Raw genomic sequence first — 25,340 nt, 5'->3', positions numbered from 1 at the left:
GGCCGCCACCTTCTGAGCGACCGGGTCGGCGGATGCCGAGCGACCGGGTCGGCGGATGCCGAGCGACCGGGCCGGGCGGCTCCTGCGCCTTCGGGCCGGCGGATGCCGAGCGACCGGGCCGGCGGATTCTCCGTCGCGCGCGGCTGCGCCGTACGGCGCAGACTGGTGTCGTACGGCCGCCGGGGGGACCACGGAGCGTGCCATGGACACCCACAAGGTCGGCAGCGACACCACCGTGCTGGCCGACAGCCTCGAAATCCCGGGGATCGGCCACATCCCCGTCAACGCCTACGTCCTGACCGCCGCCGAGCCGGTCGTCGTCGACACCGGGCTGTCCGTCGAGGACCGGGACTTCGTCGCGGCGCTCGGCGAGGTCATGGACCCGGCCGACGTGCGCTGGATCTGGCTCACCCACCCCGACCGCGACCACACGGGCGGGATCTTCGACCTCCTCGACGCGGCCCCGGACGCACGCGTGATCACGACCTTCGTCGGCGCGGGCATCATGACGACCGAGCGGGCCCTGCCCATGGACCGCCTGTACTTCCTCAACCCGGGGCAGTCCCTCGACGTCGGCGACCGCAGCCTGCACGCCTTCCGGCCGCCGCTCTTCGACAACCCCGCCACCGTCGGCTTCTACGACGACAGGACCCGGATCTGCTTCAGCTCCGACTGCTTCGGCGGCCCCATGCCGAGCCAGGAGATCGCGGAGAGCGGGCACGCGAGCGACCTCAAGCCGGAGGAGCTCCAGGGGGCGCAGCTGCTGTGGGCCACGCTCGACAGCCCGTGGGTGCACGTCGTGGACGCGGAGAAGTTCCGGGCGACGATCGCTCCGCTGCGGGAGATGAACCCGGAGATCGTGCTGTGCACGCATCTGCCGCCGGCCGTGCGGATGACCGACCGGATGCTGGAGACGATCGCGATGGCCCCGGACTCCGACCCGTTCGTCGGACCCGACCAGGCGGCCCTGGAACAGCTGCTCGCCTCCTTCGAGCCGGGCGGGATGGCGACCGCCTAGGAGTCCGGGCGGGGGGCCCGGTCGCCGCGGGGTGTCCCGTACCGCGCGCGCAGTTCGCCGAGGACGCCGGTCGCGGCGGCCGTCAGCGGTACGGCGAGCAGCATGCCCAGGATGCCCGCGACGGACGCGCCGGCCGTGATCGCGAGGAGGACCGCGGCCGGGTGCATCTGGACGGTCTTGCTCTGGACGAAGGGCTGGAGGACGTTGCCCTCCAGGACCTGGACGGCGAGGACCACCCCGAGCACCCACAGCGCGATGACGAAGCCCCGGTCGGCGAGGGCGACGAGGACGGCGACGGCACCGGAGAGGAAGGCGCCGAGGTAGGGGATGTAGGCGGTGACGAAGACGAGCGCGGCGAGCCCCACCGCGCCGGGCACGCGCAGGACGAGCAGTCCGATGCCGATGATGACCGCGTCGACGAGGGCGACGAAGGTCGTGCCGCGCATGTACCCCTCGACGGCCCCGAAGGCCCGGCGGGCCATGGCCTCCGCGGTGTCGCCGGTGGCGCGCGGGGCGAGGGAGCGCAGGGCGCCCATGGCCCGGTCGGAGTCCTTCAGGAAGAAGAAGATCAGGAGCAGGGCGAGGACGGCTGTGGCCATCGTCTCGGCGACGACGCTGAGCCCGCTGATCACCCCCGAGGCGGCGGTGCCGCCGAAGCGCTTGAGGAGGCTCTCGGCGTTCTTGGCGATGTCGTCGAGGGAGGTCCCGGCCGCGCCGAGGTGCTGGGCGATGTCGGCGGCGGCCTGCCGCAGCGAGGCGACGATCTGGTCGCCGGTCTCGATGAGCGCGAGGACGACGATGTACGTGGCACCGCCGACGACCGCGACGACGGCGGCGACGGTGAGCGCGGCGGCGAGCGACTTGCGCACCCTCAGCCGGAGCAGGCGGCGGTAGAGCGGCCGGAGGAGCGCGGTGCCGAGGATCGCGAGGAGGACGGGGGTGACGGCGGTCTGGAAGACGATGCACAGCCAGATGCCGACGGCGGCGAGCCCCGCGGCGAGCAGCAGGACGACGCACCAGGCCGCGAAGCGACGGGCGGGTTCGGGGAGGAGCGGCGCTCCGGTCGTCTGCACCTGTCCACCGGACCACGCCCGTCGGCGTGTCGTCGCGCGCTGACGGCCGTACGGGCGACGGTCCGTCAGGAGAACCTGTCAGGGCGCCACGCCCCGGCGTACAGGCGTACAGGCGTACGGGCGCACGCGGGACACCACCCGTACACCCGTACACCTGGCCCCTGCCCCTGACTCCCGGCTCCCGGCTACTCGCCCATCCCGTGAACCGCCGGGATCGTGCCGAGGCGGCCCGCCTGGAAGTCCTCGAAGGCCTGGCGGAGTTCGGCCTGGGTGTTCATGACGAACGGGCCGTAGTGCGCCATCGGCTCGCGGATCGGCTGCCCGCCGAGGACCACGACCTCCAGGTCCGGGGTGTTCCCGTCCTGCTTCTCGTCCGCGCGGATCGTGAGCGCGCCGCCCTTGCCGAAGACGGCCGTCTGGCCCGTGTGGACGGGCCGGCGCTCGGCGCCGACGGTGCCGCGGCCGGCCATGACGTACGCGAGGCCGTTGAAGTCCTCGCGCCACGGCAGGCTGATCTCGGCGCCGGGCCGCAGGGTGGCGTGGATCATCGTGATCGGGGTGTGGGTGATGCCGGGGCCCTCGTGGCCGCCGAGCTCGCCCGCGATCACGCGGAGCAGCGCGCCGCCGTCGGGGGAGGTGAGCAGCTGGACCTGGCCGCCGCGGATGTCCTGGTAGCGCGGGGCCATCATCTTGTCGGCGGCGGGCAGGTTCACCCACAGCTGGAGGCCGTGGAAGAGGCCGCCGCTGACGACGAGGGACTCCGGCGGGGCCTCGATGTGCAGCAGACCGCTGCCTGCCGTCATCCACTGGGTGTCGCCGTTGGTGATGGTGCCGCCGCCACCGTTGGAGTCCTGGTGGTCGAAGATCCCGTCGATGATGTAGGTGACGGTCTCGAAGCCGCGGTGGGGGTGCCAGGGCGTGCCCTTGGGCTCGCCGGGGGCGTACTCCACCTCGCCCATCTGGTCCATCATGATGAACGGGTCGAGGTACTGGTAGTTGATTCCGGCGAAGGCCCGGCGGACCGGGAAGCCCTCGCCCTCGAAGCCCTGCGGGGCCGTGGTGACGGCGAGCACGGGGCGGGAGACGGCGTCGGCCGGAGCGGCGACGCGCGGCAGGGTGAGCGGGTTCTCGACAGTCACAGCGGGCATGACCGGACCTCCTTGGGTGCGACCTTGTACGTCCACTTTAGTTGAACGATGAACTTCCTGCCACCTGGAACGCGGAACGCCCGGGAGGAATTCCTCCCGGGCGCTCCCACACGTACCCAACCTCGGTCAGCCGTACATCCGGCGCATCGCGTAGTCGACCATCTGCTCCACGGCCTTGGCGTCGAAGACCATGCGGTGGTCGCCCTCCATGTCGAGGACGAAGCCGTACCCCGTCGGCAGCAGGTCGATCACCTCGGCGCCGGTGATGACGAAGTACTTCGACTCCTTGCCCGCGTACCGCCGCAGCTCCTTGAGCGTGGTGAACATCGGGATCACCGGCTGCTGGGTGTTGTGCAGGGCCAGGAAGCCGGGGTTGTCGCCGCGCGGGCAGTAGACCTTCGACGTCGCGAAGATCTGCTGGAAGTCCTCGGGGGCGAGCGTGCCGGTCGTGAAGGCGCGTACGGCGTCGGCCAGGGACGGGGGCGAGGGCTCCGGGTAGAGCGGGGCCTGCTGCTGCGCGTACCCGCCGGCCTGCGGGGGCGCCTGCTGGGCGTACTGCCCCTGCGGGGGCGGCGCGTACTGCTGCTGGGCACCCGGATTCTGGTCGTAGCCGTACATGGCCACTGAGCCTACTGCGTCACAGATCGCCGGATAGGGGTTGCTTCTTATTACCGGTGGGTAGCATCATCGGAGAGAGCGTGTTGCTACTCGCTGGTACGTGTACGAAGATCCCGCCTCCCCGAGCCTTAACGGAGCCGTCGCCATGGGGCACTACAAGTCGAATCTCCGCGACATCGAGTTCAACCTCTTCGAGGTGCTCGGCCGCGACAAGGTGTACGGCACCGGTCCGTTCGAGGAGATGGACGTCGAGACCGCCAAGAGCATCCTCGACGAGATCCGCCGCCTCGCCGAGAACGAGCTCGCGGACTCCTTCGCCGACGCCGACCGCAACCCGCCCGTCTTCGACCCGGAGACCAACACCGCTCCCGTACCGGCCTCCTTCAAGAAGTCCTACAAGGCCTTCATGGACTCCGAGTACTGGCGCCTCGGCATCCCCGAGGGCATCGGCGGCACCGTCTCCCCCCGCTCCCTCGTCTGGGCCTACGCGGAGCTCCTGCTCGGCTCGAACCCGGCCGTCTGGATGTACTCCTCCGGCCCGGCGTTCGCCGGCGTCCTCTACAACGAGGGCAACGAGGCGCAGAAGAAGGTCGCCCAGATCGCCGTCGAGAAGCGCTGGGGCTCCACCATGGTCCTCACCGAGCCCGACGCCGGCTCGGACGTCGGCGCCGGCCGCACCAAGGCCGTGCAGCAGGAGGACGGCTCCTGGCACATCGAGGGCGTGAAGCGCTTCATCACGTCCGGTGAGCACGACATGGAGGAGAACATCCTCCACTACGTCCTCGCCCGCCCCGAGGGTGCCGGCCCCGGCACCAAGGGCCTCTCCCTCTTCCTCGTCCCGAAGTACGAGTTCGACTGGGAGACCGGCGAGCTGGGCGAGCGCAACGGCGTGTACGCCACCAACGTCGAGCACAAGATGGGCCTCAAGGCCTCCAACACCTGCGAGATGACCTTCGGCGACCGGCACCCCGCCAAGGGCTGGCTGATCGGCGACAAGCACGACGGCATCCGCCAGATGTTCCTCATCATCGAGTTCGCCCGCATGATGGTCGGCACGAAGGCGATCTCCACCCTCTCCACGGGCTACCTCAACGCCCTGGAGTACGCCAAGGAGCGCGTCCAGGGCACCGACCTGGCCAACTTCATGGACAAGGCCGCGCCCAAGGTCACCATCACGCACCACCCCGACGTCCGCCGCTCGCTGATGACGCAGAAGGCGTATGCCGAGGGCATGCGCTCCCTCGTCCTCTACACGGCCTCCGTGCAGGACGAGATCGCGATCAAGGAAGCGGCCGGCGAGGACGCCAAGGCGCTCCACGGCCTGAACGACCTGCTGCTCCCGATCGTGAAGGGCTACGGCTCCGAGAAGGGCTACGAGCAGCTCGCGCAGTCGCTCCAGACCTTCGGCGGCTCCGGCTTCCTGCAGGAGTACCCGATCGAGCAGTACATCCGGGACGCCAAGATCGACACCCTCTACGAGGGCACCACGGCCATCCAGGGCCAGGACTTCTTCTTCCGGAAGATCGTCCGCGACCAGGGCGCGTCCCTGAACGCCCTCTCCGAGGAGATCAAGAAGTTCCTCGCGGTCGGCACCGGCGGCGACGACCTGGCCGGCGCCCGTGACGCGCTCGCCAAGGCCGCCGTCGACCTGGAGGCCATCGTCGGCACGATGATCACGGACCTCACCGCCACCGGCGAGGACGTCCGGAACATCTACAAGGTCGGCCTGAACACCACCCGCCTGCTGCTCGCCTCCGGCGACGTCGTCGTCGGCTACCTGCTCCTGCGCGGTGCCGCCGTCGCCGCCGAGAAGCTCGCCGCCGGCGCGGCGGACAAGTCCGCCAAGGAAGCGGCCTTCTACCAGGGCAAGATCGCGGCCGCGAAGTTCTTCGCCGCCAACATCCTGCCGGGCGTCTCCGCCGAACGCGCGCTCGCCGAGGCCGTCGACAACTCGGTGATGGACCTGGACGAGGCCGCGTTCTAAGGAACGCCCTCTCGTCCTGCCGGCACGGCCCGTCCCCGGGGAGGGGGGCGGGCCCGTGCTGTTTTCCGCCGCAGGCCGCCAGGCAGCCGACGCCGGCCGCCAGTCAGCCGACGCCGACCGTCTTCCGCCTTTTCCGCCTTCCGCCTTCCGCCTTCCGCCTTCCGCCGGACACCGGATACCGGGCGCGTGACACCGCATACCGACGGTCGAACAGCGGGGTCCCGACCTCGAATTCCGGCCCCTGGCTAAGGTGGAGCCCATGAGCAGCGCAGCTTCCCGCCCCACGGCCGGCCCCTTCGACCGCGGTCACACCGATGACCTCATCTCGTTCCTGACGGCCTCGCCGTCGGCGTACCACGCGGTGGCGAGCGCCGCCGACCGCCTGGAGAAGGCCGGTTTCCGCCACGTCGAGGAGACGGCCGCCTGGGACGGGACGAGCGGCGGGAAGTACGTGACGCGCGGCGGCGCGATCATCGCCTGGTACGTCCCCGAGGGCGCCGCCGCCCACACCCCGTACCGCATCGTCGGCGCCCACACCGACTCCCCGAACCTGCGCGTCAAGCCCCGCCCCGACATGGGCGCCCAGGGCTGGCGCCAGGTCGCCGTCGAGATCTACGGCGGGACCCTCCTCAACACCTGGCTCGACCGCGACCTCGGCCTCGCGGGCCGCCTCACCCTCCGCGACGGCAGCCACCACCTCGTCAACGTCGACCGGCCGCTGCTGCGCGTCCCGCAGCTCGCCATCCACCTCGACCGCCAGGCCAACGACGGCCTCAAGCTGGAGCGCCAGCGCCACATGCAGCCCGTGTGGGGCCTGGGCAAGGTCCACGAGGGCGACCTGATCGAGTTCGTCGCCGCCGAGGCCGGCGTCGACGCCGAGGACGTCACCGGCTGGGACCTCATGGTCCACCCCGTCGAGGCGCCCGCCTACCTCGGCCGCGACCACGAGCTCCTCGCCGGCCCGCGCATGGACAACCTCCTCTCCGTCCACGCCTCCGTCGCCGCGCTCGCCTCCCTCGCGGGCCGCGACGACCTCCCGTACATCCCGGTCCTCGCCGCCTTCGACCACGAGGAGAACGGCTCCGAGGCCGACACCGGCGCCCAGGGCCCCCTCCTCGGCAACGTCCTGGAGCGCTCGGTCTACGCCCGCGGAGGCTCCTACGAGGACCGGGCCCGCGCCTTCGCCGGCACGGTCTGCCTCTCCTCCGACACCGGCCACGCCGTCCACCCCAACTACGCGGAGCGCCACGACCCGACGCACCACCCCCGCGTCAACGGCGGCCCGATCCTCAAGGTGAACGTCAACCAGCGGTACGCCACCGACGGCAGCGGCCGGGCCGTCTTCGCCGCCGCCTGCGAGAAGGCGGGCGTGCCGTGGCAGTCGTTCGTCTCCAACAACGACATGCCGTGCGGCACGACGATCGGCCCGATCACGGCCGCCCGCCACGGCATCAAGACGGTCGACATCGGCGTCGCGATCCTCTCGATGCACAGCGCCCGCGAACTGTGCGGCGCGGACGACCCGTACCTCCTGGCGAACGCGCTGGTCGCCTTCCTGGAAGGCTGACGGACACGCCGGACACGGACTCCGGGGTCCGCGAAACATCCGCGAAAGCCCCCGCCTGACAGCGTCCTCCTCATGCACCGTCACGAGGGCCCGTCACCAGGGAAGTTCATCGCGGGAGTCACCGCCGCCGTCACGCTCGCCGTGACGGCGGCGGGCTTTCTGATCAGTACGTTCGACGACCGGCCGCCGTGGGCCACGGACATCGCGTACGAGGGCGGCTACATCCTGGGGTCCCGCATCCGCGGGTACGACGTCGACGGCTCGCGCACCAAGGCGCTGCTCGCCGGGGAGTGCGCGCTCATGGAGCGGCAGGGGATGGGCGGCGACCGGGCCGCCCACGACCCGGCGGCCTGGGTCGCCGGATGCCTGGACGGGGCGGCGGGCCGCCCGTCCGGAAACCAGGGCCTGCTGGACTGAGCGCGCCGGACAGGCCCTGGTCAGCCGGCCGCCGTCCACCGTCCGCCGGTCGGCGGTCGGTGGTCGGCGGTCGGCGGTCGGCGTCAGGCGGTCGGCGGTCGGCGGTCGGCGGTCGGCGTCAGGCGTCGAGGCCGGCGAGGATCAGCGGGAGACGGCTGACGCCCGCCTCCGTGACCTTCACCGGGACGCCCCAGTCCTGCTGGTGGACGTGGCAGGCCGGGTACTCTCCCCCAGAGGGGGCGCCCCCAGCGGGATCGTCGCAGGACGCGGCCATCGCGGAGACGTGCAGCACGCCCTCGGTGATCGCCGGGTCGATCTCCAGCTCACGGAAGAGATCCGTCCCCGTGCCCTCGCCGGCGAGGAGCAGCTCCGGCGGGGTCGAGGAGACCAGGAGGCGGGTCGAGGGGCCGTACCGCTCGTCCAGCTTCTGCCCGGTCGGGGCCTGGAAGACGACGTCGAGGCGGAGCCGGCCCGGAGCGACCTCGGTGGCCTCGCGGCGGGTGCGGTGGGCGACGGCCTCGACCTGGACGGCCTCCTCGGGGAGGCGGAGGCGGGTGAGACGGTGGCGGGCGGACTCGACGACGACGATGTCGCCGTCGACGAGGACCGCGCCGCTGGGCTCGCGGAGGTCGGTGGCGAGGGTGCTGACCTCGCCGGTGGCGGGATCGTAGCGGCGCAGGGCGTGGTTGTACGTGTCGCTGATCGCGACCGAGCCGTCGGGGAGGGCGGTCACGCCGAGCGGGTGCTGGAGCAGGGCCTGGCCGGCCTCGCCGTCGCGGTGGCCGAAGTCGAAGAGGCCGGTGCCGACGGCGGTGTGGACGAGCCCGTCGGTGTCGATCCAGCGGACGGCGCTGGTCTCGGAGTCGGCGATCCACAGCCGGTCCTCGGTGGCGGCGAGCCCGGAGGGCTGCGCGAACCAGGCCTCGGCGGCCGGGCCGTCGACGAGCCCCTCGTTCGTCGTACCGGCGGCGACCTCGACGGTCCCGCTCGCGGGGTCGTAGGTCCAGATCTGGTGGACGCCGGCCATGGCGATCCACACCTTGCCCTGCCACCAGGCGACGTCCCACGGCGAGGACAGGTCGACGTCGAGGGCCGGGCCGGAGGTCGGGGACCCCTGCCACCACTGCTTCCCGGTGCCGGCGACGCGCTCGATCGCGCCGGTCTCCGGGTCGTACGTGCGCAGGGCGTGGTTCACGGTGTCGGCGACGACGACCTTGCCGTCGGGCAGCAGCGCGAGGCCCTGGGGCTCCCGGAACACCCCATCGCCGATGCGCCGCACGACGGTCTCGCCGTCCGCGGTCAGCTCGACGAGCTGGTGGCGGGTGGTGTCGGAGACGAGGAAGTTCCCGCCGCCGAGCGTGACGACCTTGCCGGGGAACCGCAGATCGGTGGCGACGGGCTCGGGCGCCACGTAGGGCCCGTCCCCGCGCCGCAGCGTCCCCTTGGCCTCGTGCTCGGCCTCCAGCTCCTCGACGAGCGTCCGGATCGCGTTGGCGTGCCCCTCACCGGCGTGCTGCGCGACGACGTACCCCTCGGGGTCGATCACGACGAGCGTCGGCCAGGCCCGTACGGCGTACTGCTTCCAGGTCGCGAGCTCCGGGTCGTCGAGGACGGGGTGATGCACCTCGTACCGCTCGACCGCGTCGACGACGGCCTGGTGCTCGGCCTCGTGCACGAACTTCGGCGAGTGCACACCGACGATCACGAGCGTGTCGCGGTGCTTCTCCTCCAGATCACGCAGCTCGTCGAGCACGTGCAGGCAGTTCACACAGCAGAAGGTCCAGAAATCGAGAAGAACGATCTTTCCGCGCAGGTCGGCGAGGGTCAGTTCCTCCCCGCCGGTGTTCAGCCAGCCGCCCTTGCCGATCAGCTCGGGGGCACGGACACGGGCACGGCGGGGCGCGGGCGCGGGGGTGGGCGCCGGGGCGGCATCGTTCATGCTTCAAGCTTGCCATCCGTCGGGGATCCCCCGCGTGAGGGGCGAGACTTCGGGGCACGCATACCGGCATGAAATACCTCGTACGGGACAAGATCTTCTCGATCGGCGACGACTACTGGATCGAGGACGAGCAGGGCCGTCACGCCTTCCTCGTCGACGGCAAGGCCATGCGGCTGCGCGACACCCTGGAGCTGAAGGGGCCCGACGGGCAGGTCCTCGTCACCCTGCGCCAGAAGATGTTCAGCCTGCGGGACTCGATGACGATCGAGCGGGGCGGGGAACCCCTCGCGACCATCCGCCGCAAGCGGCTCTCGCTCCTGCGCAACCACTACCGGGTGACGCTCGCCGAGGGCACCGAGCTGGACGTCAGCGGGCGGATCCTGGACCGGGAGTTCACCGTCGAGTACGACGGCGAGCTCCTGGCCCACATCTCCCGGCAGTGGTTCCGCGTCCGTGACACGTACGCGGTGAACGTGGTCCGTGAGGACGCGGACGCGGCCCTGCTCGTCGGCGTGGCCGTGTGCGTGATCCGCATGGCCGAGCGGGAGGACTGAGTCCCGCCCACGGGTGGGTCATCCGGCCTTGGCCAAGGCCTGCTCCAGGTCCGCCCACAGGTCCTCGACGTGCTCGATGCCGACCGAGATCCTGACGGTGCCCGGGCCGATGCCCGCCGCCGCCAGGGCCTCGGCGTCGAGCTGGTGGTGCGAGGTGGAGGCCGGGTGCATGACCAGGGTCTTCACATCGCCCAGCGAGACGCTCAGCGACGCCACCCGTACCGCCTCGACGAAGATCCGGCCCGCCTCCCGGCCGCCCGCGAGGTCGGCCGAGATCACCCCGCCGCCGCCCGCCGGCAGCAGCCGCTCGGCGATCTCCCGGTCCGGGTGGCTCGCGAGCGCGGGGTGCCGGACCGCCGCGACCGCCGGGTGCGCGGCGAGCCGGGCGCCGAGCTCGGCGGCGTTCGCGCACTGGCGCTCGATGCGCAGCGACAGGGTCTGCATGCCGCGCAGGGTGAGCCAGGCGGCGAACGGGTCGGTGGACGCGCCCTGTTCGACCGTGTGGCGGCGAACCCGGCGGTGGACCTCGGGGTCCTTGAAGACGGCGATGCCGCCGAGGACGTCCGCGTGGCCCGCGAGGTACTTGGTCGCGGAGTGGACGACGATGTCGGCGCCGTGCCTCAGGGGCCGGCAGAGCAGCGGGGAGGCGAAGGTGTTGTCGACGACCACCGGCACTCCCGCCCCGCCCGCGACGGCGGCGAGCGCGGGCAGGTCGGCGACACGGGTGGTCGGGTTCGCGATGGTCTCCAGGTAGAGGAGCCGGGTCTCGGGGCGCAGGGCCGCCCGCACCTCCTCCGGGTCCGTGCCGGAGACGTAGGTGACGTCGACGCCCCAGCGCGCGGCGAGGTCGGTGAGGACCGCGTACGTACCGCCGTACAGGCAGGTCTGGGCGATGACGTGGCCTCCGCTGCCGAGCAGGGCGTGGAGGACGCCGCTGATCGCGCCCATGCCGGAGGCGAAGGAGAGGCCGGCCGCACCGCCTTCGAGGCGGGCCACGGCGTCCTCCAGGGTGCGGACGGTGGGGTTGCCGAGGCGGCTGTAGAGGAAGGTGTCGGGGGAGGTGAAGGCCTCGGCGAGGGCGTCGGCCGAGTCGAAGGCGAAGACGTGGCCCTGGTGGAGCGGGACGCCGAGCGGCCGGCTGCCGGTGACCTCGACGTGCGGCGGGTGCACGGCGAGGGTCTCGGGGCGGATCTCGGCGACGGGGCCGGTCGGGTCGGCGAGGGTCTCCGGTCGGATCGCGGCGACGGGGCGGCCGGTCGGATCGGGGAGCACCGGCCCGGGGCCGGTCGGCTCCGGGAGGGCTGCCGCGGGGCCGGTCGGCTCGGCGGGTGAGGACGTCGGGGCGGACGCGGGAGCGGAGTCGGCTTGGCTCATGCCGTCAGTCTCCGGACAGGGCGTTTGCCTTCCCAGGTCCAATCCCGGCAGATTGGTTCGGCGATGGAGCCGATCCCCCTCTCCCCCCACACGATCGACGCGTTGGTCGCCCGCCTCGGGCGCTGGTCCGCCGGACGCGGCCCGCTCTACCTCCTGCTCGCCGCCCGGCTGCGCCGGCTGATCGACGAGGGGACGCTGCCGCCGGGCTCCTCGCTGCCCCCGGACCGGCGGCTCGCCACGGCGCTCTCCGTGGGCCGCACGACGGTCGTCGCCGCCTACGACACGCTCCGTCAGGAAGGCCGGCTCGTACGGCGCCAGGGCAGCGGGACCCGGGTCGCCCGGGCGGCGCTCGCGCCGGACCGGCCCCGGGTGACCGAGACCTCGAACCCGCTCTTCCTGCACCTCCTGGAGTCGCCCGACGACGTGATCCTGCTGAGCTGCGCCGCCCCCTCGCAGCCGCCGCCCGAGCTGGCGGAGGCGTACCGCTCCCTCGTCCTGCCGGACGCGGACCTCGGCTACCACCCGGCCGGGCTCCCGGCGCTGCGGGCGGCTGTCGCCGCGCGGTACGAGGCCCGGGGCGTGCCGACCGGCCCGGAGCGGATCCTGGTCACCACCGGCGCCCAGCAGGGGCTTTCGCTGCTGACCCGGCTGCTGCTCGCGCCCGGTGACGGGGTCCTGGTGGAGGCGCCGACGTATCCGGGGGCGCTCGACCTCTTCCGGGAGGCGGCGGCCGTGCCGCTGCCGGTGGCGGTGGGCCCCGACGGTGTGGACGTGGCGGAGGCGGTGCGGGTGATGGAGCGTCACCGTCCGGCCCTCGCCTATGTCGTGCCCCGCTTCCAGAACCCGACCGGGACCGTCCTCCCGCCGCTCGCCTGCCGCCGGCTCGTCGAGGCGGCGAACGCAGTGGGCATGCCGCTCGTCGACGACGAGGTCCTCACCGACCTGGCCTTCGACACCGGAGCGGCGGAGGAGCCGTCCCTCTCCTCCTACGGCGAGGTCATCTCCGTCGGCTCGCTGAGCAAGGTGGTGTGGGGCGGGCTGCGGATCGGCTGGGTCCGGGGGCCGGCGCCGCTGATCGCCCGCCTCGCCCGGCTGAAGGCCCTCCACGACCTGGGCAGCGACCTCCCGTCCCAACTGGCCGCGGTCCGCCTCCTCGACGACTTCGCACCCGTCCTCGCCGCCCGTACGGCGGCGGTGCGCGCGGGCCACGACCACCTCAGGGCCGAGCTCGCGCGGCGGCTGCCCTCCTGGTCCTGCGCGCCGACGACGGGCGGCCAGACGCTGTGGGTACGGCTGCCGCACGGCGACGGCGTGTCCTTCGCCCAACTCGCCCTCCGGCACGGGGTCGCCGTCCTCCCGGGCGCCACGGCCGACGCCCTCGGCGGCAGCCTCCGCCACCTCAGGCTCCACTTCCTCGCGCCGCCCGAGGTCCTGACGGAGGCGGTGCGGAGGCTGGCGGCGGCCTGGGCGGAGTACGCGCCGGGCCCGGAGCCGGAGCGTGCGGCGCTCCATGCGATCGTCGTCTGAAGAGCACACGAGGCCGAGGGGGCGCCATGCACACGACCGTCACACCGTTCACGCTGCTCCCATGGCGCGAGGGCAAGGGGTACGAGCGGAAGGCCGGCTGGCGGGGCGCGTCCGCCGAGTTCGGCGAGATCACCGTGGAGGCGCCGCTGCGCCAGACGGTGCCGCAGGTGGTGATGTCGGAGCTGCGGGGCGGGCTCCTCCCGCCGGCCTCGTACGAGACGCGGGGCGTCCACACGGACGCGATCCGGCTGCCGACCCTGAACCGCGCGACCCTCCGCGTCGGCGACGCCCATGTGTACGTGTCGCGGAACCGTTTCGGCGCGACCGCCCGGCAGCGCGGGCTGAACCTGCGGTACGGCGGGGACCGTTACCGGCTGTGGGCCGTGAACCGGCGCTCCTGGGTGCTCGCCCGGGAGGCGGACGCCGAGGACCCGGGCGTCACCGTGTCCGTACGCGGGAAGCGGCGGCAGCTGGACGTGACGGTCGCGGGCCGGGCGGGGGCCGCGGACCTGTCCCTGGCGCTGATCTTCGCGGGGGTGGACCGCGCGGCGCTCACCCGCGGCGGTGCGGTCCGCGCGAGCCTCTCCCGCGTCACGCAGCTCTGGGCGGAGAGCCAGTCCTGACCCCTACGGGTCGGCCTGGCCCGCGTTCGCCCCGTACGAGTGGAACTCGACGTACTTCAGGGCCTCCGCCGGGTCCTGGCCCTGGCGTACGAGAGGGGGGAACCCTTCCGTGGCCAGTCGGCCGCGCAGCCAGGCGAGCAGGATCTCGGTGAGCGTGCCGGTGAGCGGCGGGCCCTGGTCGGCATGGCGAGGAATGACGATCAGCGGCCAGGCGTCCGGGTCGTCGCCCTCGGTGAGCCAGCACAGTTCGTCGCCGTCGATGGTGTCGGCGAAGTTGAGGAAGCCGCCCGGCTCGGGCCAGACCGCCAGCGGCTGGTACTCGGGATGGGCGGCCCGCAGGTCCCGGTAGGCGGCGCCGAACCACTCGGCGGAGGGCGCGAGGTCGTAGTGCCCGGTGCCGAGCGGCAGGCCGAACCGCAGCCACTCGCAGAAGTCGCCCGCCCCGTACGTCTCCATCAGGGCGACGAACTCGGTGGGGAGCCGGGTGCCGAGGCGCTCGTACAGCCACTCCCAGCTCTGCTCGCCGAGGAGCGGTTCGGCCGGGGGCGGGACCAGGGCGGTGAGGGTCTCCAGGCCGCTGCCCCCGCTGAAGGCGGCGTGCCGCTCGGGGGTCGTTTCGGGGCGTCGGGGCGGCGGGGTCCAGGCGTAGGCCTCGTCGCCGGCAAGGCGGCTTCGGGTGATGGCGGGGCGCAGGCCGTCGGAGACGAAGCCGGTGAGGGTGGGCAGGAGGGTGGTGCCGGGGCGGAGCCAGGGGTCCTTGCCGGCGTTCGCGAGGTTCTGCACGTGGACGACGACGGGCCACCGGTCGGAGTCGTCGGAGACCGCGGTGTCCCAGTAGAGGGTGTCGGACATGCGGGTCGCGCCGAAGGCGACGAGTCCGGGGTGGGCGCGGCGGCCGTTCTCGACGAACCGGCCGTAGTCGAACAGGCCGCCGTACTCGGCGAACGGCGTGTGCAGCCAGAGCCGTTCGCCGATGTCGAGCGGGCCGTAGGCGGTGGCTATCGCCTTGTAGTCGGCGGGCAGCCGCAAACCGAGCCATTCCTCGACCGCGTCCCAGTCGACGGGCGGGGCGGGTGCCTCGGGCGGCGGTCCGAAGAGTTCCGCGAAGGCGGCGAGAGCCGCCCTCTCCTGGTCGTTCACGAAGGTGTGGCCTCTCCTGTGGGGCTCAGGGGCGGCGGACGCGCGGCGCCGCGACGCCCAGGACGCGGTCCTTGAGCGCCGGGAACTGCTCGCGGGTCGCCGTCACCTTCGCCGGGTCGAGGACGACCCGCAGGACCTCCTCGTCCGGGCCCGCCTCCGCGAGGACCTCGCCCCACGGGTCGACGACGATCGAGTGCCCGGCCTGCTCGACGCCCGCGTGGGTGCCGGCGGTGCCGCAGGCGAGGACGTAGGCCTGGTTCTCGACCGCCCGGGCGCGGGCGAGGAGCGTCCAGTGCGCGCGGCGGAGCGCCGGCCAGCCGGCCGGGACGACGAAGGCCTGGGCGCCCGCGTCGACGAGGCCGCGGAAGAGCTCGGGGAACCGCAGGTCGTAGCAGGTGCCGACACCGAGCGTGAGGTGCGGCAGGTCGACGGTGACCAGGTCCTCGCCGGCGGCCATCAGCACCGCCTCGCCCTTGTCGAAGCCGAAGCGGTGGATCTTGCGGTAGGAGGCGACGAGTTCGCCGTCGGGGGAGAGGACCAGCGAGGTGTTGTAGAGGGCGCCGCCCTCCGCCTCGACGAAGGAGCCGGCGTGCAGCCAGACCCCGGCGTCCCGCGCGGCCTCGGCCATCGCCCGGTGCGTCGGGCCGTTCAGCGGCTCGGACTCGGCGGCGAACAGGTCGGACGCGAAGGCGCCGACGGTCCACAGCTCCGGCAGGACGACGAGGTCGGCGTGGCCGGATTCCTCCCGTACGAGACGGGCCGCGCGGGCCCGCCTGGCGTCGACCGGTTCGTCCGGGTCTACCGCGATCTGGATCAGCGAGGCGCGCACACTACCACCGTCCTGGCATTCGAGCCGTCAACACCGGCCTACGATCGTCACACGAAAGCACTGCCGGGGTGCCTTCGGGCAGCGTAACTTAGCGTCCGAGCCTCCCACCCAGTCGTGTTTTCAGCCCGCGCACCGAAGAACCGCCGAGGGGTCCCGTGACCGTCCATCCCAGCCTCCAGAACTACGCCGACGCCTGGACCCACTCCATCGAGGCGATAGCCGAGCTGGTGCAGCCGCTTGTGGAGGGCGAGTGGAACCGGCCGACTCCGTGCATCGGCTGGTCGGTTCGGGACATCGTCTCCCACGTCATCGGCATGGAGACGGAGATGCTCGGCGACCCCCGCCCGATCCACTCCCTGCCGCGCGATCTGTACCACGTACGCAGTGACTTCGCCCGCTACATGGAGGTTCAGGTCGATGTGCGGCGGCACCACACCGCGCCGGAGATGACCTCGGAGCTGGAGTACATCCTCATCCGCCGGGCCCGGCAGCTCCGCAACGAGAACCGCTCCCCCGAACACCTGATCCGCGCCCCCCTCGGCGCCGAGCAGTCCCTCGAACTGGCCTACCGGATGCGCGCCTTCGACGTGTGGGTGCACGAGCAGGACCTGCGGACCGCGCTGGGCGTGCCGGGCAACCTGGACTCGGCCGGCGCGCACGTCACCCGCGACGTGCTCCTGGAGGCGCTCCCGAAGGTCGTCGCCAAGGACGCCGGGGCGCCCGCCTCCTCGGCGGTGGTGCTCGACGTGACCGGTCCGGTGGAGTTCCTGCGGACCGTGCGGGTCGACGCGGACGGCCGGGGCACGGTCGACGGCGCGCCCTCGCTGGGCCCGGCGGTGACGCTCGCGACGGACTGGGAGACGTTCGTACGGCTCGCCTGCGGCCGCGTCCGGCCGGCCGACGTCGCCGACCGCGTCAAGGTGGAGGGCGACGAGGGCCTGGCCCGGGCGATCCTCGACAACTTCGCGGTGACGCCCCGCTGAGCCGGTGACGCCCCGCTGAGCCGGTGACGCCCCGCTGATCCGTCAGGCCGGTACGTGGACGGCCTCCACGCGGCTCGCGACGAGCCGTTCCCGCTCCCTGCGATGGGTACGGGCCTTGAGGCGGAGGATCTGCACGACGCCGACCGCCTCCAGCACGAAGACCGACGAGAACGCGATCCGGTAGTTGTCACCGGTCGCGTCGAGCAGCACGCCCACGGCGAGCAGCGTCGTCATCGAGGCGACGAAACCACCCATGTTGACGATGCCCGAGGCGGTCCCCTGACGCTCCGGCGGATTGGCCGGGCGCGCGAAGTCGAAGCCGATCATCGAGGCCGGTCCGCAGGCCCCGAGGACCAGGCACAGGGTGATCAGCAGCCACATCGGGGCGCGGTCGCCGGGGTACGCGAGAGTGGTCCCCCACAGCAGCGCGGTGGCCGCGACCGTGCCGAGGGCGAGCGGGGCCCGGGCCTTGTGGTGGCGGGCGATGATCTGCCCGTACGCGAGGCCGACGACCATGTTCGAGAGCACGACCAGGGTCAGCAGCTCGCCCGCCGTGCCCCGGGACAGCCCCTGCGCCTCGACGAGGTACGGCAGTCCCCACAGCAGCAGGAACACCATGGCCGGGAACTGGGTCGTGAAGTGGACCCACATGCCGAGGCGGGTGCCGGGCTCCCGCCACGACTCGGCGATCTGGCGGCGGACGAAGGCGGCGCCGGCGTGCTGGGCAGGCTCGGGCTCGTACCCCTCGGGGTGGTCCTTGAGGAAGAGCAGCAGCAGGACGAGGACGACGACGCCCGCGAGCGAGCTGCCGACGAAGGTGGTCGTCCAGCCGAGGCCGTGCAGGGCGCGGGCGATGAAGACGGTCGAGACGAGGTTGCCGGCCATGCCGAAGAGGGCGGCGACCTGGCCGATGAGCGGGCCGCGGCGGGCGGGGAACCAGCGGCTGCCGAGGCGGAGGACGCTGATGAAGGTCATGGCGTCGCCGCAGCCGAGGAGCGCGCGGGAGGCGAGCGCCGTGCCGTAGGTGGGCGAGAGCGCGAAGCCGAGCTGGCCGAGGGTGAAGAGGAGGACCCCGATGACCAGGACCTTCTTCGTGCCGAGGCGGTCGACCATGAGCCCGACGGGTATCTGCATGCCCGCGTAGACGAGCAGCTGGAGTATGGAGAAGGTGGAGAGCGCGGAGGCGTTGACGTCGAAGCGGTCGGCGGCGTCGAGTCCGGCGACGCCCAGGGACGTGCGGAAGATGACGGCGACGAAGTAGACGGCGACGCCGACGCCCCAGACGAGGGCGGCCCGGCGGCCGCCGGGCGGGTCGCCGGGGAGGGTGACGGCGGAGCCGTAGGACCTGCTCACCGGTCCTCACCCCGGACCAGGACCTTGACCCAGCTGAGGTGCTGGCGGACGCAGTGGGCCGCGCCCTCCACGTCGCCCGCGCGGATCCGGTCGAGGATCTCGGCGTGCTCGGTGATGTTCTTGGCGATCCGGTCCGGCTGCGACTGCATCACGGCGACGCCCATGCGGAGCTGGCGGTCGCGGAGCTGGTCGTAGAGGCGGGAGAGGATCTGGTTGCCGGCGTGGCGGACGATCTCGGCGTGGAAGCAGCGGTCGGTGACCGCGACCTCGGCGAGGTCACCGGCCTCCGCGCGGCGCTTCTGCTCCTCCAGGAGCTCTTCGAGGCGTTCGATCAGCGCGGCAGAGGCGGGCACGGCCCGGCGGACCGCGAACTCCTCGACGAGCAGCCGGGTCTCGACGACGTCGGCGATCTCCTGGGCGGAGACGGCCAGGACGAGGGCGCCCTTCTTCGGGTAGAGCTTGAGCAGCCCTTCCATCTCCAGCTTGAGCAGCGCCTCGCGGACGGGGGTCCTGGACACCCCGACGGCCTGGGCGAGTTCGCCCTCGGTGAGGAGGGTGCCTCCCTCGTAGCGCCGGTCGAGTACGGCCTGCTTGACGTGCATGTACACGCGGTCGGCGGCGGGGGCCTGCTTGGGGGGCTGGGTGGCGGGACCGGCTGGCGCTGATGGCATGCGCACAGCATAGATACAACACAGGTACAACAAACAGGCCCGTCCGCATCGCGGACGGGCCTGTTTCACGTGAAACGGTCACATCGGGGTGTTACGCCCGACGGTCACGCCCAGGTGATGAGGCGCTTCGGCTGTTCCAGGACCGCGGCGATGTCGGCGAGGAACTTGGAGCCGAGTTCGCCGTCGACCAGGCGGTGGTCGAAGGAGAGCGCGAGGGTGGTGACCTGACGCGGCTTCACCTTGCCCTTGTGGACCCACGGCTGGAGCTTGATCGCACCGACCGCGAGGATCGCGGACTCGCCGGGGTTCAGGATCGGCGTACCGGTGTCGACGCCGAAGACGCCGACGTTGGTGATGGTGAAGGTGCCGCCCTGCATCGCCGCCGGGGTGGTCTTGCCCTCCCGGGCGGTGGCGACGAGCTCGCTCAGCGACTTCGAGAGCTCGGGCAGGGTCTGGGCGTGCGCGTCCTTGATGTTCGGCACGATCAGACCGCGCGGCGTGGCCGCGGCGATGCCCAGGTTCACGTAGTGCTTGAGGACGATCTCCTGCGCCGCCTCGTCCCAGGCCGCGTTGATCTCCGGGTTCCGCTTCACCGCGACCAGCACGGCCTTGGCGATCAGGAGCAGCGGGTTCACCCGCAGCCCGGCCATGTCCTTGTCGGACTTCAGCTCCTCGACCAGCTTCATCGTGCGCGTGATGTCGAAGGTCACGAACTCGGTGACATGCGGAGCGGTGAAGGCCGAACCGACCATCGCCGCCGCCGTCGCCTTCCGCACACCCTTGATCGGAACCCGCGTCTCCCGCACGTCCGAGGACACCGCGGGGGCCGAGGCCGCCACGGGTGCCGGCGCCTGGACCGGGGCCGGGGCCTCGACGACCGGCGCGGGCGCCGGGGCGGCCACCGGTGCGGCCGCCGCGTGGACGTCCTCACGGGTGATGATGCCGTCCGGGCCGGTCGGGGTGACCGTCGCCAGGTCGACGCCGAGGTCCTTCGCGAGCTTCCGGACCGGCGGCTTGGCGAGCGGGCGGGAACCGTCCGTCGCGTGCCCGTTGAGCTGTTCCGGTACGGAGACGGCGACGGGCGCCGCCTGGACCGGGGCGGCCGGGGCGGCCGGGGCGGCCGGGGCGGCACCCGCGGGGGCCTTGCGCGCCCGGCGCTTGGTGGAGCTGGCGGCCACGCCGTAGCCGACGAGGACGGGCTGACGGCCCTTGGGCTCCTCGTCCTCGGCCTCCGGGGCGGCGGGGGCCGCCACCGCCGGGGCGGCCTCGGCCACCGGGGCCTCGGGCGCGGGAGCGGCGCCGCCGCCGACGTTCACCGAGATGATGACCTCGCCGACGTCGACGGTCGTCCCCTCGGGGAAGCGCAGCTCGTGGACCGTGCCGTCGAAGGGGATCGGCAGCTCGACGGCGGCCTTGGCCGTCTCGACCTCGATCACGACCTGGCCGTCGGTGACGGTGTCACCGGGCTGGACGTACCACTTGAGGATCTCGGCCTCGGTGAGGCCCTCGCCCACGTCGGGCATCTTGAATTCGCGGATCGTCACGGTGCTCTCCTCAGTACGCCAGCGAGCGGTCGACGGCGTCGAGCACGCGGTCCAGGCCCGGCAGGTACTCCTCCTCCAGGCGCGCCGGCGGGTACGGCGCGTGGTAGCCGCCGACCCGCAGGACGGGGGCCTCCAGGTGGTAGAAGCAGCGCTCGGTGATGCGGGCGGCGATCTCCGCGCCCGAGCCGAAGAACACCGGCGCCTCGTGGACGACGACCAGACGGCCGGTCTTCTCGACCGAGGCCTGGACCGTGTCGAAGTCGAGCGGCGAGATCGAGCGCAGGTCCACGACCTCGATCGACTTGCCCTCCTCGGCGGCGGCCTCGGCCACCTCCAGGCAGGTCTTCACCATCGGGCCGTAGGCCACCAGGGTGAGGTCCGTGCCCTCGCGGGCGACCCGGGCCTTGTGCAGCTCGCCCGGGATGGCCTCGGTGTCGACCTCGCCCTTGTCCCAGTAGCGGCGCTTGGGCTCGAAGAAGATGACCGGGTCGTCGCTCTGGATCGCCTGCTGGAGCATCCAGTAGGCGTCGTTGGAGTTCGCCGGGGTGACGACCTTGAGGCCCGCGACGTGCGCGAAGAGCGACTCGGGGGACTCGGAGTGGTGCTCGACGGCGCCGATGCCGCCGCCGTACGGGATGCGGATGACGATCGGCATCTTCACGGTGCCGAGCGAACGGGCCCGCATCTTCGCCAGCTGGGACACGATCTGGTCGTACGCCGGGAAGACGAAGCCGTCGAACTGGATCTCCACGACCGGGCGGTAGCCGCGCAGCGCGAGGCCGATCGCGGTACCGACGATGCCGGACTCGGCGAGCGGGGTGTCGATGACCCGGTCCTCGCCGAAGTCCTTCTGCAGGCCGTCGGTGATCCGGAAGACGCCGCCGAGCTTGCCGACGTCCAGGCCCATGATCAGGACCTTGGGGTCGGTCTCCAGGGCCTTGCGCAGCGACTCGTTGAGCGCCTTCGCGAGGGGAAGCTTCTGAACAGCCATGATTACTCGGCCTCTCCGCCCTCGAAGGACGCCTGGTAGGCGGCGAACTGAGCCCGCTCCTCGTCGACGAGCGCGTGCCCGTCCGCGTACACGTTGTCGAAGATCGCCATGTGCTCCGGGACGGGCATGGCGCGGACGACCTCGCGGACGTGCTTGCCGAGCGCCTCGCTCTCCGCCTCCAGCTCCTCGAAGAAGGCCGCGTCGGCGTGGCCCTCGTTCTCCATGTACGTCTTGAGGCGCTGGATCGGGTCCTTCGCCTCCCACTCCTCGCGCTCCGCGTCCCGGCGGTAGCGGGTCGGGTCGTCGGAAGTGGTGTGGGCGGCCATGCGGTAGGTGTAAGCCTCGATGAGCGTCGGGCCCTCGCCGCGGCGGGCGCGCTCCAGCGCCGACCGGGTGACGGCCAGGCACGCGAGGACGTCGTTGCCGTCGACGCGGACACCGGGGAAGCCGAAGCCGGCGGCGCGCTGGTACAGCGGGACGCGGGTCTGCTTCTCGATGGGCTCGGAAATGGCCCACTGGTTGTTCTGGCAGAAGAACACGACCGGGGCGTTGTAGACCGCGGAGAAGACGAACGACTCGTTCACGTCGCCCTGGCTGGAGGCACCGTCACCGAAGTACGCGATCACGGCGGAATCCGCGCCGTCCTTGGAAACGCCCATGGCGTAGCCGGTGGCGTGCAGGGTCTGCGAGCCGAGAACGATCGTGTACAGGTGGAAATTGTTGGTGCTGGGGTCCCATCCGCCGTTGTTCACACCGCGGAACATGCCGAGCAGGTTGGTGGGGTCGACCCCGCGGCACCAGGCGACGGCGTGCTCACGGTAGGTGGGGAAGACGTAGTCGTCGTCCCGCAGCGCGCGGCCGGAGCCGATCTGGGCTGCCTCCTGGCCGAGCAGCGAGGCCCACAGGCCCAGCTCGCCCTGGCGCTGGAGCGCGGTGGCCTCGGCGTCGAAGCGACGGCTGAGAACCATGTCGCGGTAGAGACCGCGCAGTTCCTCGGCGCTCAGATCGATGTCGTAATCGGGGTGCTGGACGCGCTCTCCCTCGGGCGTCAGCAGCTGGACGAGCTCGGGCTCCGTCGCTACCGCCTCGGCGCGCGTGCTCGTCTTCTTGGTGGTGCTCGTGCTCGCGCTTGCGGTGCGCTTGGTGCCGCTGCTGCGTCGCGTCGTCTTGCGCGCTGCAGTGCTCTCCACGGTCACTACGTGCTCCTCCGTCGGTCCGGCCTCCGGGTTCGCCGGTAGGCCAGTGCGGCTCTCCGCCTTATCCGTACCCTTCGCACGGGGTGGGTGCGATGCGGCCGGGGTCGGGCGTGACAGGTGCCCCGGCGAGAGCCCTGTGCTAGGCACGTTACCCACAGCGCGGCATTCCCGCGAAACCCCACTTGACCTGCGATTTTGCTTGGATTTCCAAGTAAATCGAGAAAAGTGGGAACAGTCGCTGGTCAGCGCGTCGGCAACGGCCTGAAGGGGGCCGCCGGAACATCCGGCACGTTATCCCGCGCACCCCGGGCGCGGGAAGAGCCAATATGTGAGACTGACTGCGTGCGCGAAGAGGGAAAAATCCGGGTATTTCTGCTGGACGACCACGAAGTCGTCCGGCGCGGCGTCCACGAGCTGCTCTCCGTGGAGGACGACATCGAAGTGGTCGGTGAGGCCGGGACGGCGGCAGACGCGCTGGTCAGGATCCCGGCGACCCGTCCTGACGTCGCCGTGCTCGACGTCCGGCTGCCGGACGGCAGCGGGGTGGAGGTGTGCCGCGAGATTCGATCCCAGGACGAGAGCATCAAGTGCCTGATGCTCACCTCGTACGCCGATGACGAGGCGCTCTTCGACGCGATCATGGCCGGGGCCTCGGGATACGTCCTCAAGGCCATCCGGGGCAACGAACTGCTGAACGCGGTGCGCGACGTCGCGGCCGGCAGGTCGCTCCTCGACCCGGTGGCGACCGCGCGCGTCCTGGAGCGGCTGCGTGACGGCAACAACCCGAAGGGCGACGACAGGCTCGCCAACCTGACGGAGCAGGAGCGCAAGATCCTGGACCTGATCGGCGAGGGCCTGACCAACCGGGTCATCGGCGAGCGGCTCCACCTTGCGGAGAAGACCATCAAGAACTACGTCTCCAGCCTGCTGTCGAAGCTGGGCATGGAGCGGCGTTCGCAGGCCGCGGCGTACGTGGCACGGCTCCAGGCCGAGCGTCACTGACCCCCGGGGCCCCGGCGCGGCCCGTGCCTCACCCGTACGGAGCAGCCCGGGGCCCACGGCCCGGATTCGGGACCTACGTCCCCACGAAGGCGGGGCAGGGGCCCCTTTTCCGACACGTCGCCGGTGGCGGAGAGTGGTGTCCATGTCCACCGAGGAGATCCGCGCCATCGAGTTGCTCGGCCGAGTGTCGTACGGCCGGGTGGCGACGAGCATGCGGGCGATGCCGTTCGTGGCGCCCGCCCGGCACATCGTGACCGAGGGACGCGTCCTGCTGCGGATGCACCGGGGGCTCGGCTACCACCGCGCGTGCAACGGCAGCGTCGTCGCGTACGGCGCGGACAACTTCAACTCGGGGGCCGAGCGGATCTGGTCCGTGCAGTTCACGGGCACGGCGGAGATCGTGGAACCGACCGAGGAGGAGCTCGCGGCGTTCGGGCCCGAGCCCAGCACCGTGGACGACGAGCCCTTCGAACCGGTCTACATGCGGATCGAACCGCAGTTCGTGACCGTGCACGAGCTCGACTACTCCGCCGGGCACCCCGCCGGACCGGCCGACCGCCCCGTCGGGCTGCACTCGGCCGACCACCCCGCCGGACCGTCCGCCGGCCCGTCCTCCGGCCCGTCCACCGGGCCGTCCTCCGGCCCGTCCACCGGGCCGTCCTCCGGCCGCTCCCCGGAGCAGCCCGGGGACCGTTCCATGGGGCGACACCTCCACCACGTAGCGTGATCTAACATCTGCGGAGTGCCGCGCTCATCTGCAACCCTCACTCCGCCCGTGGGCGTCCTCCTCCGCCGCTACGCGGGCGCGGGCGAACCTCTCGCCTGCGAACCCGTGACCCAGGGCCTCCTCAACCGCGGCTACCGCCTCTCCACCACGCGCGGCGCCTACTTCCTCAAGCAGCACCTGGACGCCCCCACCGCCGACCGCGCCACCATCACCCGGCAGCACCGCGCCACCCAGCGCCTGCACGACCTGGGCCTGCCGGTGGCGCCGCCGCTCGCCGACAGCCGGGGGCGTACGGTCGCGGTCGTCGACGGCCTCTGCTACGCCCTGCACCCGTGGGTCGACGGCCGACACCGCGACGGCACCCAGTTGTCCCGGGGCGGCTCCCGCCGCCTCGGCGCCCTCCTGGGGCACGTCCACACCTGTCTGGAGCGGGTCATGGAGTCCCCGCCGCCGGGGGACGAACACGAGAGCGCCCGCCCCGAGGACACCTTCCGCGCCATCGAGGAGCTGATCGGCCTCGCCCGCGCGCACCGGCCGCACGACAGCTTCGACGCGCTCGCCGAGCACCGGCTGAGGGAGCGCCGCCGGCTGCTCGCCCAGCACGCGCACCACCGGCCGCCGCCGGCCGCCGCCTCCGGCTGGGTGCACGGCGACTTCCACCCGCTGAACCTGCTCTACCGGGGCGCTGAGCCCGCCGCGATCGTCGACTGGGACCGCCTCGGGGTCCGGCCGCGGGCCGAGGAGGCGGTACGGGCGGCCGCCATCTTCTTCGTACGGCCCGGGGGCGAGCTGGCCCTGGAGAAGGTGCGGGCGTACGCGCGCGCGTACCGGCGGGCGACGGGCGCCGACGGCGCCGAGCTGGCCGCGGCGGCGCACCGGGTGTGGTGGGAACGGCTCAACGACTTCTGGACGCTGCGCTGGCGCTACCAGCTGCACGACCGAAGGGCCGACCCGCAGTTTCCCGCGGTGTCGGCCCTGGCGGTCTGGTGGACCCGGGAGTACGACGCCGTACGCGACGCCTTCGCCGGCTGATCGGACACAGACACGGCCGATCGGACACGC

At 72.2% G+C, this 25,340-nt stretch carries 22 protein-coding genes and 1 pseudogene; 11 read left to right on the top strand and 12 right to left on the bottom strand.

What is annotated here, in order from left to right; translation table 11 throughout:
- Nucleotides 1–202 precede the first annotated feature (202 nt).
- Nucleotides 203–1,018 (top strand): MBL fold metallo-hydrolase, encoded by an 816-nt coding sequence (locus ACF08F_RS01615; RefSeq protein WP_392296483.1) that lies wholly within the window; start codon nt 203–205, stop codon nt 1,016–1,018.
- On the opposite strand, the gene ACF08F_RS01610 is transcribed toward ACF08F_RS01615, so the two are convergent.
- The 3 genes from ACF08F_RS01610 to ACF08F_RS01600 form a co-directional block, all read right to left on the bottom strand.
- On the bottom strand, nt 1,015–2,091 hold the full coding sequence (locus ACF08F_RS01610; RefSeq protein WP_392296482.1) for an AI-2E family transporter: 1,077 nt from the start codon (nt 2,089–2,091) through the stop codon (nt 1,015–1,017). The genes ACF08F_RS01615 and ACF08F_RS01610 overlap by 4 nt on opposite strands.
- 185 nt (nt 2,092–2,276) lie before the next feature.
- Nucleotides 2,277–3,239 carry a pirin family protein gene (locus ACF08F_RS01605; RefSeq protein WP_392296481.1) on the bottom strand — a complete coding sequence of 321 codons (963 nt, stop codon included), beginning with the start codon at nt 3,237–3,239 and terminating at the stop codon, nt 2,277–2,279.
- 126 nt (nt 3,240–3,365) lie between these two features.
- On the bottom strand, nt 3,366–3,857 hold the full coding sequence (locus tag ACF08F_RS01600) for an SseB family protein (protein ID WP_392296480.1): 492 nt from the start codon (nt 3,855–3,857) through the stop codon (nt 3,366–3,368).
- A gap of 145 nt (nt 3,858–4,002) precedes the next feature.
- On the opposite strand from ACF08F_RS01600, the gene ACF08F_RS01595 reads away from it, so the two are divergent.
- The 3 genes from ACF08F_RS01595 (at nt 4,003) to ACF08F_RS01585 (ending at nt 7,825) form a co-directional block, all read left to right on the top strand.
- A complete protein-coding gene (locus ACF08F_RS01595) occupies nt 4,003–5,841 on the top strand; it encodes an acyl-CoA dehydrogenase (protein ID WP_392296479.1) in 1,839 nt (612 codons plus the stop codon).
- A 259-nt stretch (nt 5,842–6,100) separates the two neighbouring features.
- Complete coding sequence (locus ACF08F_RS01590) at nt 6,101–7,408, top strand: M18 family aminopeptidase (RefSeq protein ID WP_392296478.1); 1,308 nt, start codon at nt 6,101–6,103, stop codon at nt 7,406–7,408.
- Nucleotides 7,409–7,480: 72 nt separating this feature from the next.
- On the top strand, nt 7,481–7,825 hold the full coding sequence (locus ACF08F_RS01585; RefSeq protein WP_392296477.1) for a hypothetical protein: 345 nt from the start codon (nt 7,481–7,483) through the stop codon (nt 7,823–7,825).
- Between the two features lie 118 nt (nt 7,826–7,943).
- Here the strand turns inward: ACF08F_RS01585 and ACF08F_RS01580 are convergent, their stop codons facing one another.
- On the bottom strand, nt 7,944–9,764 hold the full coding sequence (locus ACF08F_RS01580) for an NHL domain-containing thioredoxin family protein (RefSeq protein WP_392296476.1): 1,821 nt from the start codon (nt 9,762–9,764) through the stop codon (nt 7,944–7,946).
- A 68-nt stretch (nt 9,765–9,832) separates the two neighbouring features.
- Between ACF08F_RS01580 and ACF08F_RS01575 the strand changes: the two genes are divergently transcribed.
- Complete coding sequence (locus ACF08F_RS01575) at nt 9,833–10,318, top strand: LURP-one-related/scramblase family protein (protein WP_392296475.1); 486 nt, start codon at nt 9,833–9,835, stop codon at nt 10,316–10,318.
- Between the two features lie 18 nt (nt 10,319–10,336).
- Here ACF08F_RS01575 and ACF08F_RS01570 read toward each other — a convergent pair whose 3' ends face one another.
- Nucleotides 10,337–11,692: an aminotransferase class I/II-fold pyridoxal phosphate-dependent enzyme gene (locus tag ACF08F_RS01570; RefSeq protein WP_392296474.1), complete on the bottom strand. Its 1,356-nt coding sequence runs from the start codon at nt 11,690–11,692 to the stop codon at nt 10,337–10,339.
- A 63-nt stretch (nt 11,693–11,755) separates the two neighbouring features.
- Here ACF08F_RS01570 and ACF08F_RS01565 point away from each other — a divergent pair, with 63 nt between their 5' ends.
- A complete protein-coding gene (locus tag ACF08F_RS01565; protein WP_392296473.1) occupies nt 11,756–13,219 on the top strand; it encodes a PLP-dependent aminotransferase family protein in 1,464 nt (487 codons plus the stop codon).
- A gap of 26 nt (nt 13,220–13,245) precedes the next feature.
- Complete coding sequence (locus ACF08F_RS01560; RefSeq protein ID WP_392296472.1) at nt 13,246–13,842, top strand: hypothetical protein; 597 nt, start codon at nt 13,246–13,248, stop codon at nt 13,840–13,842.
- A 3-nt stretch (nt 13,843–13,845) separates the two neighbouring features.
- Here the strand turns inward: ACF08F_RS01560 and ACF08F_RS01555 are convergent, their stop codons facing one another.
- The gene (locus ACF08F_RS01555) at nt 13,846–14,982 is read right to left on the bottom strand and encodes an SMI1/KNR4 family protein (protein ID WP_392296471.1); all 1,137 of its coding nucleotides are present in this window, start codon (nt 14,980–14,982) and stop codon (nt 13,846–13,848) included.
- 25 nt (nt 14,983–15,007) lie between these two features.
- Nucleotides 15,008–15,811: a carbon-nitrogen family hydrolase gene (locus ACF08F_RS01550; protein WP_392296470.1), complete on the bottom strand. Its 804-nt coding sequence runs from the start codon at nt 15,809–15,811 to the stop codon at nt 15,008–15,010.
- 155 nt (nt 15,812–15,966) lie between these two features.
- Between ACF08F_RS01550 and ACF08F_RS01545 the strand changes: the two genes are divergently transcribed.
- Nucleotides 15,967–16,794 carry a maleylpyruvate isomerase family mycothiol-dependent enzyme gene (locus ACF08F_RS01545; protein WP_392296469.1) on the top strand — a complete coding sequence of 276 codons (828 nt, stop codon included), beginning with the start codon at nt 15,967–15,969 and terminating at the stop codon, nt 16,792–16,794.
- 42 nt (nt 16,795–16,836) lie between these two features.
- Here ACF08F_RS01545 and ACF08F_RS01540 read toward each other — a convergent pair whose 3' ends face one another.
- From ACF08F_RS01540 to pdhA, 5 genes are all read right to left on the bottom strand, one after another.
- Complete coding sequence (locus ACF08F_RS01540; RefSeq protein WP_392296468.1) at nt 16,837–18,147, bottom strand: nitrate/nitrite transporter; 1,311 nt, start codon at nt 18,145–18,147, stop codon at nt 16,837–16,839.
- Nucleotides 18,144–18,818: a GntR family transcriptional regulator gene (locus tag ACF08F_RS01535; protein ID WP_392296467.1), complete on the bottom strand. Its 675-nt coding sequence runs from the start codon at nt 18,816–18,818 to the stop codon at nt 18,144–18,146. Before ACF08F_RS01535 ends, ACF08F_RS01540 begins: the two co-directional genes overlap by 4 nt.
- Before the next feature lie 104 nt (nt 18,819–18,922).
- Nucleotides 18,923–20,341: a dihydrolipoamide acetyltransferase family protein gene (locus ACF08F_RS01530; RefSeq protein WP_392296798.1), complete on the bottom strand. Its 1,419-nt coding sequence runs from the start codon at nt 20,339–20,341 to the stop codon at nt 18,923–18,925.
- A 31-nt stretch (nt 20,342–20,372) separates the two neighbouring features.
- A complete protein-coding gene (locus ACF08F_RS01525; RefSeq protein WP_189508810.1) occupies nt 20,373–21,353 on the bottom strand; it encodes an alpha-ketoacid dehydrogenase subunit beta in 981 nt (326 codons plus the stop codon).
- 2 nt (nt 21,354–21,355) lie between these two features.
- Nucleotides 21,356–22,549 (bottom strand): pyruvate dehydrogenase (acetyl-transferring) E1 component subunit alpha, encoded by a 1,194-nt coding sequence (pdhA, locus tag ACF08F_RS01520; protein WP_392296466.1) that lies wholly within the window; start codon nt 22,547–22,549, stop codon nt 21,356–21,358.
- Between the two features lie 342 nt (nt 22,550–22,891).
- Between pdhA and ACF08F_RS01515 the strand changes: the two genes are divergently transcribed.
- The 3 genes and pseudogenes from ACF08F_RS01515 (at nt 22,892) to ACF08F_RS01505 (ending at nt 25,310) form a co-directional block, all read left to right on the top strand.
- Complete coding sequence (locus ACF08F_RS01515; protein WP_392296465.1) at nt 22,892–23,551, top strand: response regulator; 660 nt, start codon at nt 22,892–22,894, stop codon at nt 23,549–23,551.
- A gap of 142 nt (nt 23,552–23,693) precedes the next feature.
- Nucleotides 23,694–24,083: pseudogene (locus ACF08F_RS01510) on the top strand (pyridoxamine 5'-phosphate oxidase family protein); the annotation flags it as partial.
- A gap of 210 nt (nt 24,084–24,293) precedes the next feature.
- Nucleotides 24,294–25,310 (top strand): phosphotransferase, encoded by a 1,017-nt coding sequence (locus ACF08F_RS01505; RefSeq protein ID WP_392296464.1) that lies wholly within the window; start codon nt 24,294–24,296, stop codon nt 25,308–25,310.
- Nucleotides 25,311–25,340 lie beyond the last annotated feature (30 nt).

This window comes from Streptomyces sp. NPDC015130 (assembly GCF_043080005.1).
In the GTDB taxonomy this organism is placed as follows: Bacteria; Actinomycetota; Actinomycetes; order Streptomycetales; family Streptomycetaceae; genus Streptomyces.
Note: the sequence above shows the minus strand (reverse complement) of the source record. Positions and strands in the feature narration are given on the sequence as shown.

Excerpts from the sequence above, each read along its gene's own strand:
- ACF08F_RS01575 (WP_392296475.1), top strand. The coding sequence starts at position 9,833 with ATGAAATACCTCGTACGGGACAAGATCTTCTCGATCGGCGACGACTAC.
- ACF08F_RS01570 (WP_392296474.1), bottom strand. The coding sequence starts at position 11,692 with ATGAGCCAAGCCGACTCCGCTCCCGCGTCCGCCCCGACGTCCTCACCC.
- ACF08F_RS01565 (WP_392296473.1), top strand. The coding sequence starts at position 11,756 with ATGGAGCCGATCCCCCTCTCCCCCCACACGATCGACGCGTTGGTCGCC.
- ACF08F_RS01590 (WP_392296478.1), top strand. The coding sequence starts at position 6,101 with ATGAGCAGCGCAGCTTCCCGCCCCACGGCCGGCCCCTTCGACCGCGGT.
- ACF08F_RS01560 (WP_392296472.1), top strand. The coding sequence starts at position 13,246 with ATGCACACGACCGTCACACCGTTCACGCTGCTCCCATGGCGCGAGGGC.
- ACF08F_RS01585 (WP_392296477.1), top strand. The coding sequence starts at position 7,481 with ATGCACCGTCACGAGGGCCCGTCACCAGGGAAGTTCATCGCGGGAGTC.
- ACF08F_RS01600 (WP_392296480.1), bottom strand. The coding sequence starts at position 3,857 with ATGTACGGCTACGACCAGAATCCGGGTGCCCAGCAGCAGTACGCGCCG.
- ACF08F_RS01580 (WP_392296476.1), bottom strand. The coding sequence starts at position 9,764 with ATGAACGATGCCGCCCCGGCGCCCACCCCCGCGCCCGCGCCCCGCCGT.
- ACF08F_RS01530 (WP_392296798.1), bottom strand. The coding sequence starts at position 20,341 with ATGCCCGACGTGGGCGAGGGCCTCACCGAGGCCGAGATCCTCAAGTGG.
- ACF08F_RS01605 (WP_392296481.1), bottom strand. The coding sequence starts at position 3,239 with ATGCCCGCTGTGACTGTCGAGAACCCGCTCACCCTGCCGCGCGTCGCC.
- ACF08F_RS01535 (WP_392296467.1), bottom strand. The coding sequence starts at position 18,818 with ATGCCATCAGCGCCAGCCGGTCCCGCCACCCAGCCCCCCAAGCAGGCC.
- ACF08F_RS01525 (WP_189508810.1), bottom strand. The coding sequence starts at position 21,353 with ATGGCTGTTCAGAAGCTTCCCCTCGCGAAGGCGCTCAACGAGTCGCTG.
- ACF08F_RS01615 (WP_392296483.1), top strand. The coding sequence starts at position 203 with ATGGACACCCACAAGGTCGGCAGCGACACCACCGTGCTGGCCGACAGC.
- ACF08F_RS01595 (WP_392296479.1), top strand. The coding sequence starts at position 4,003 with ATGGGGCACTACAAGTCGAATCTCCGCGACATCGAGTTCAACCTCTTC.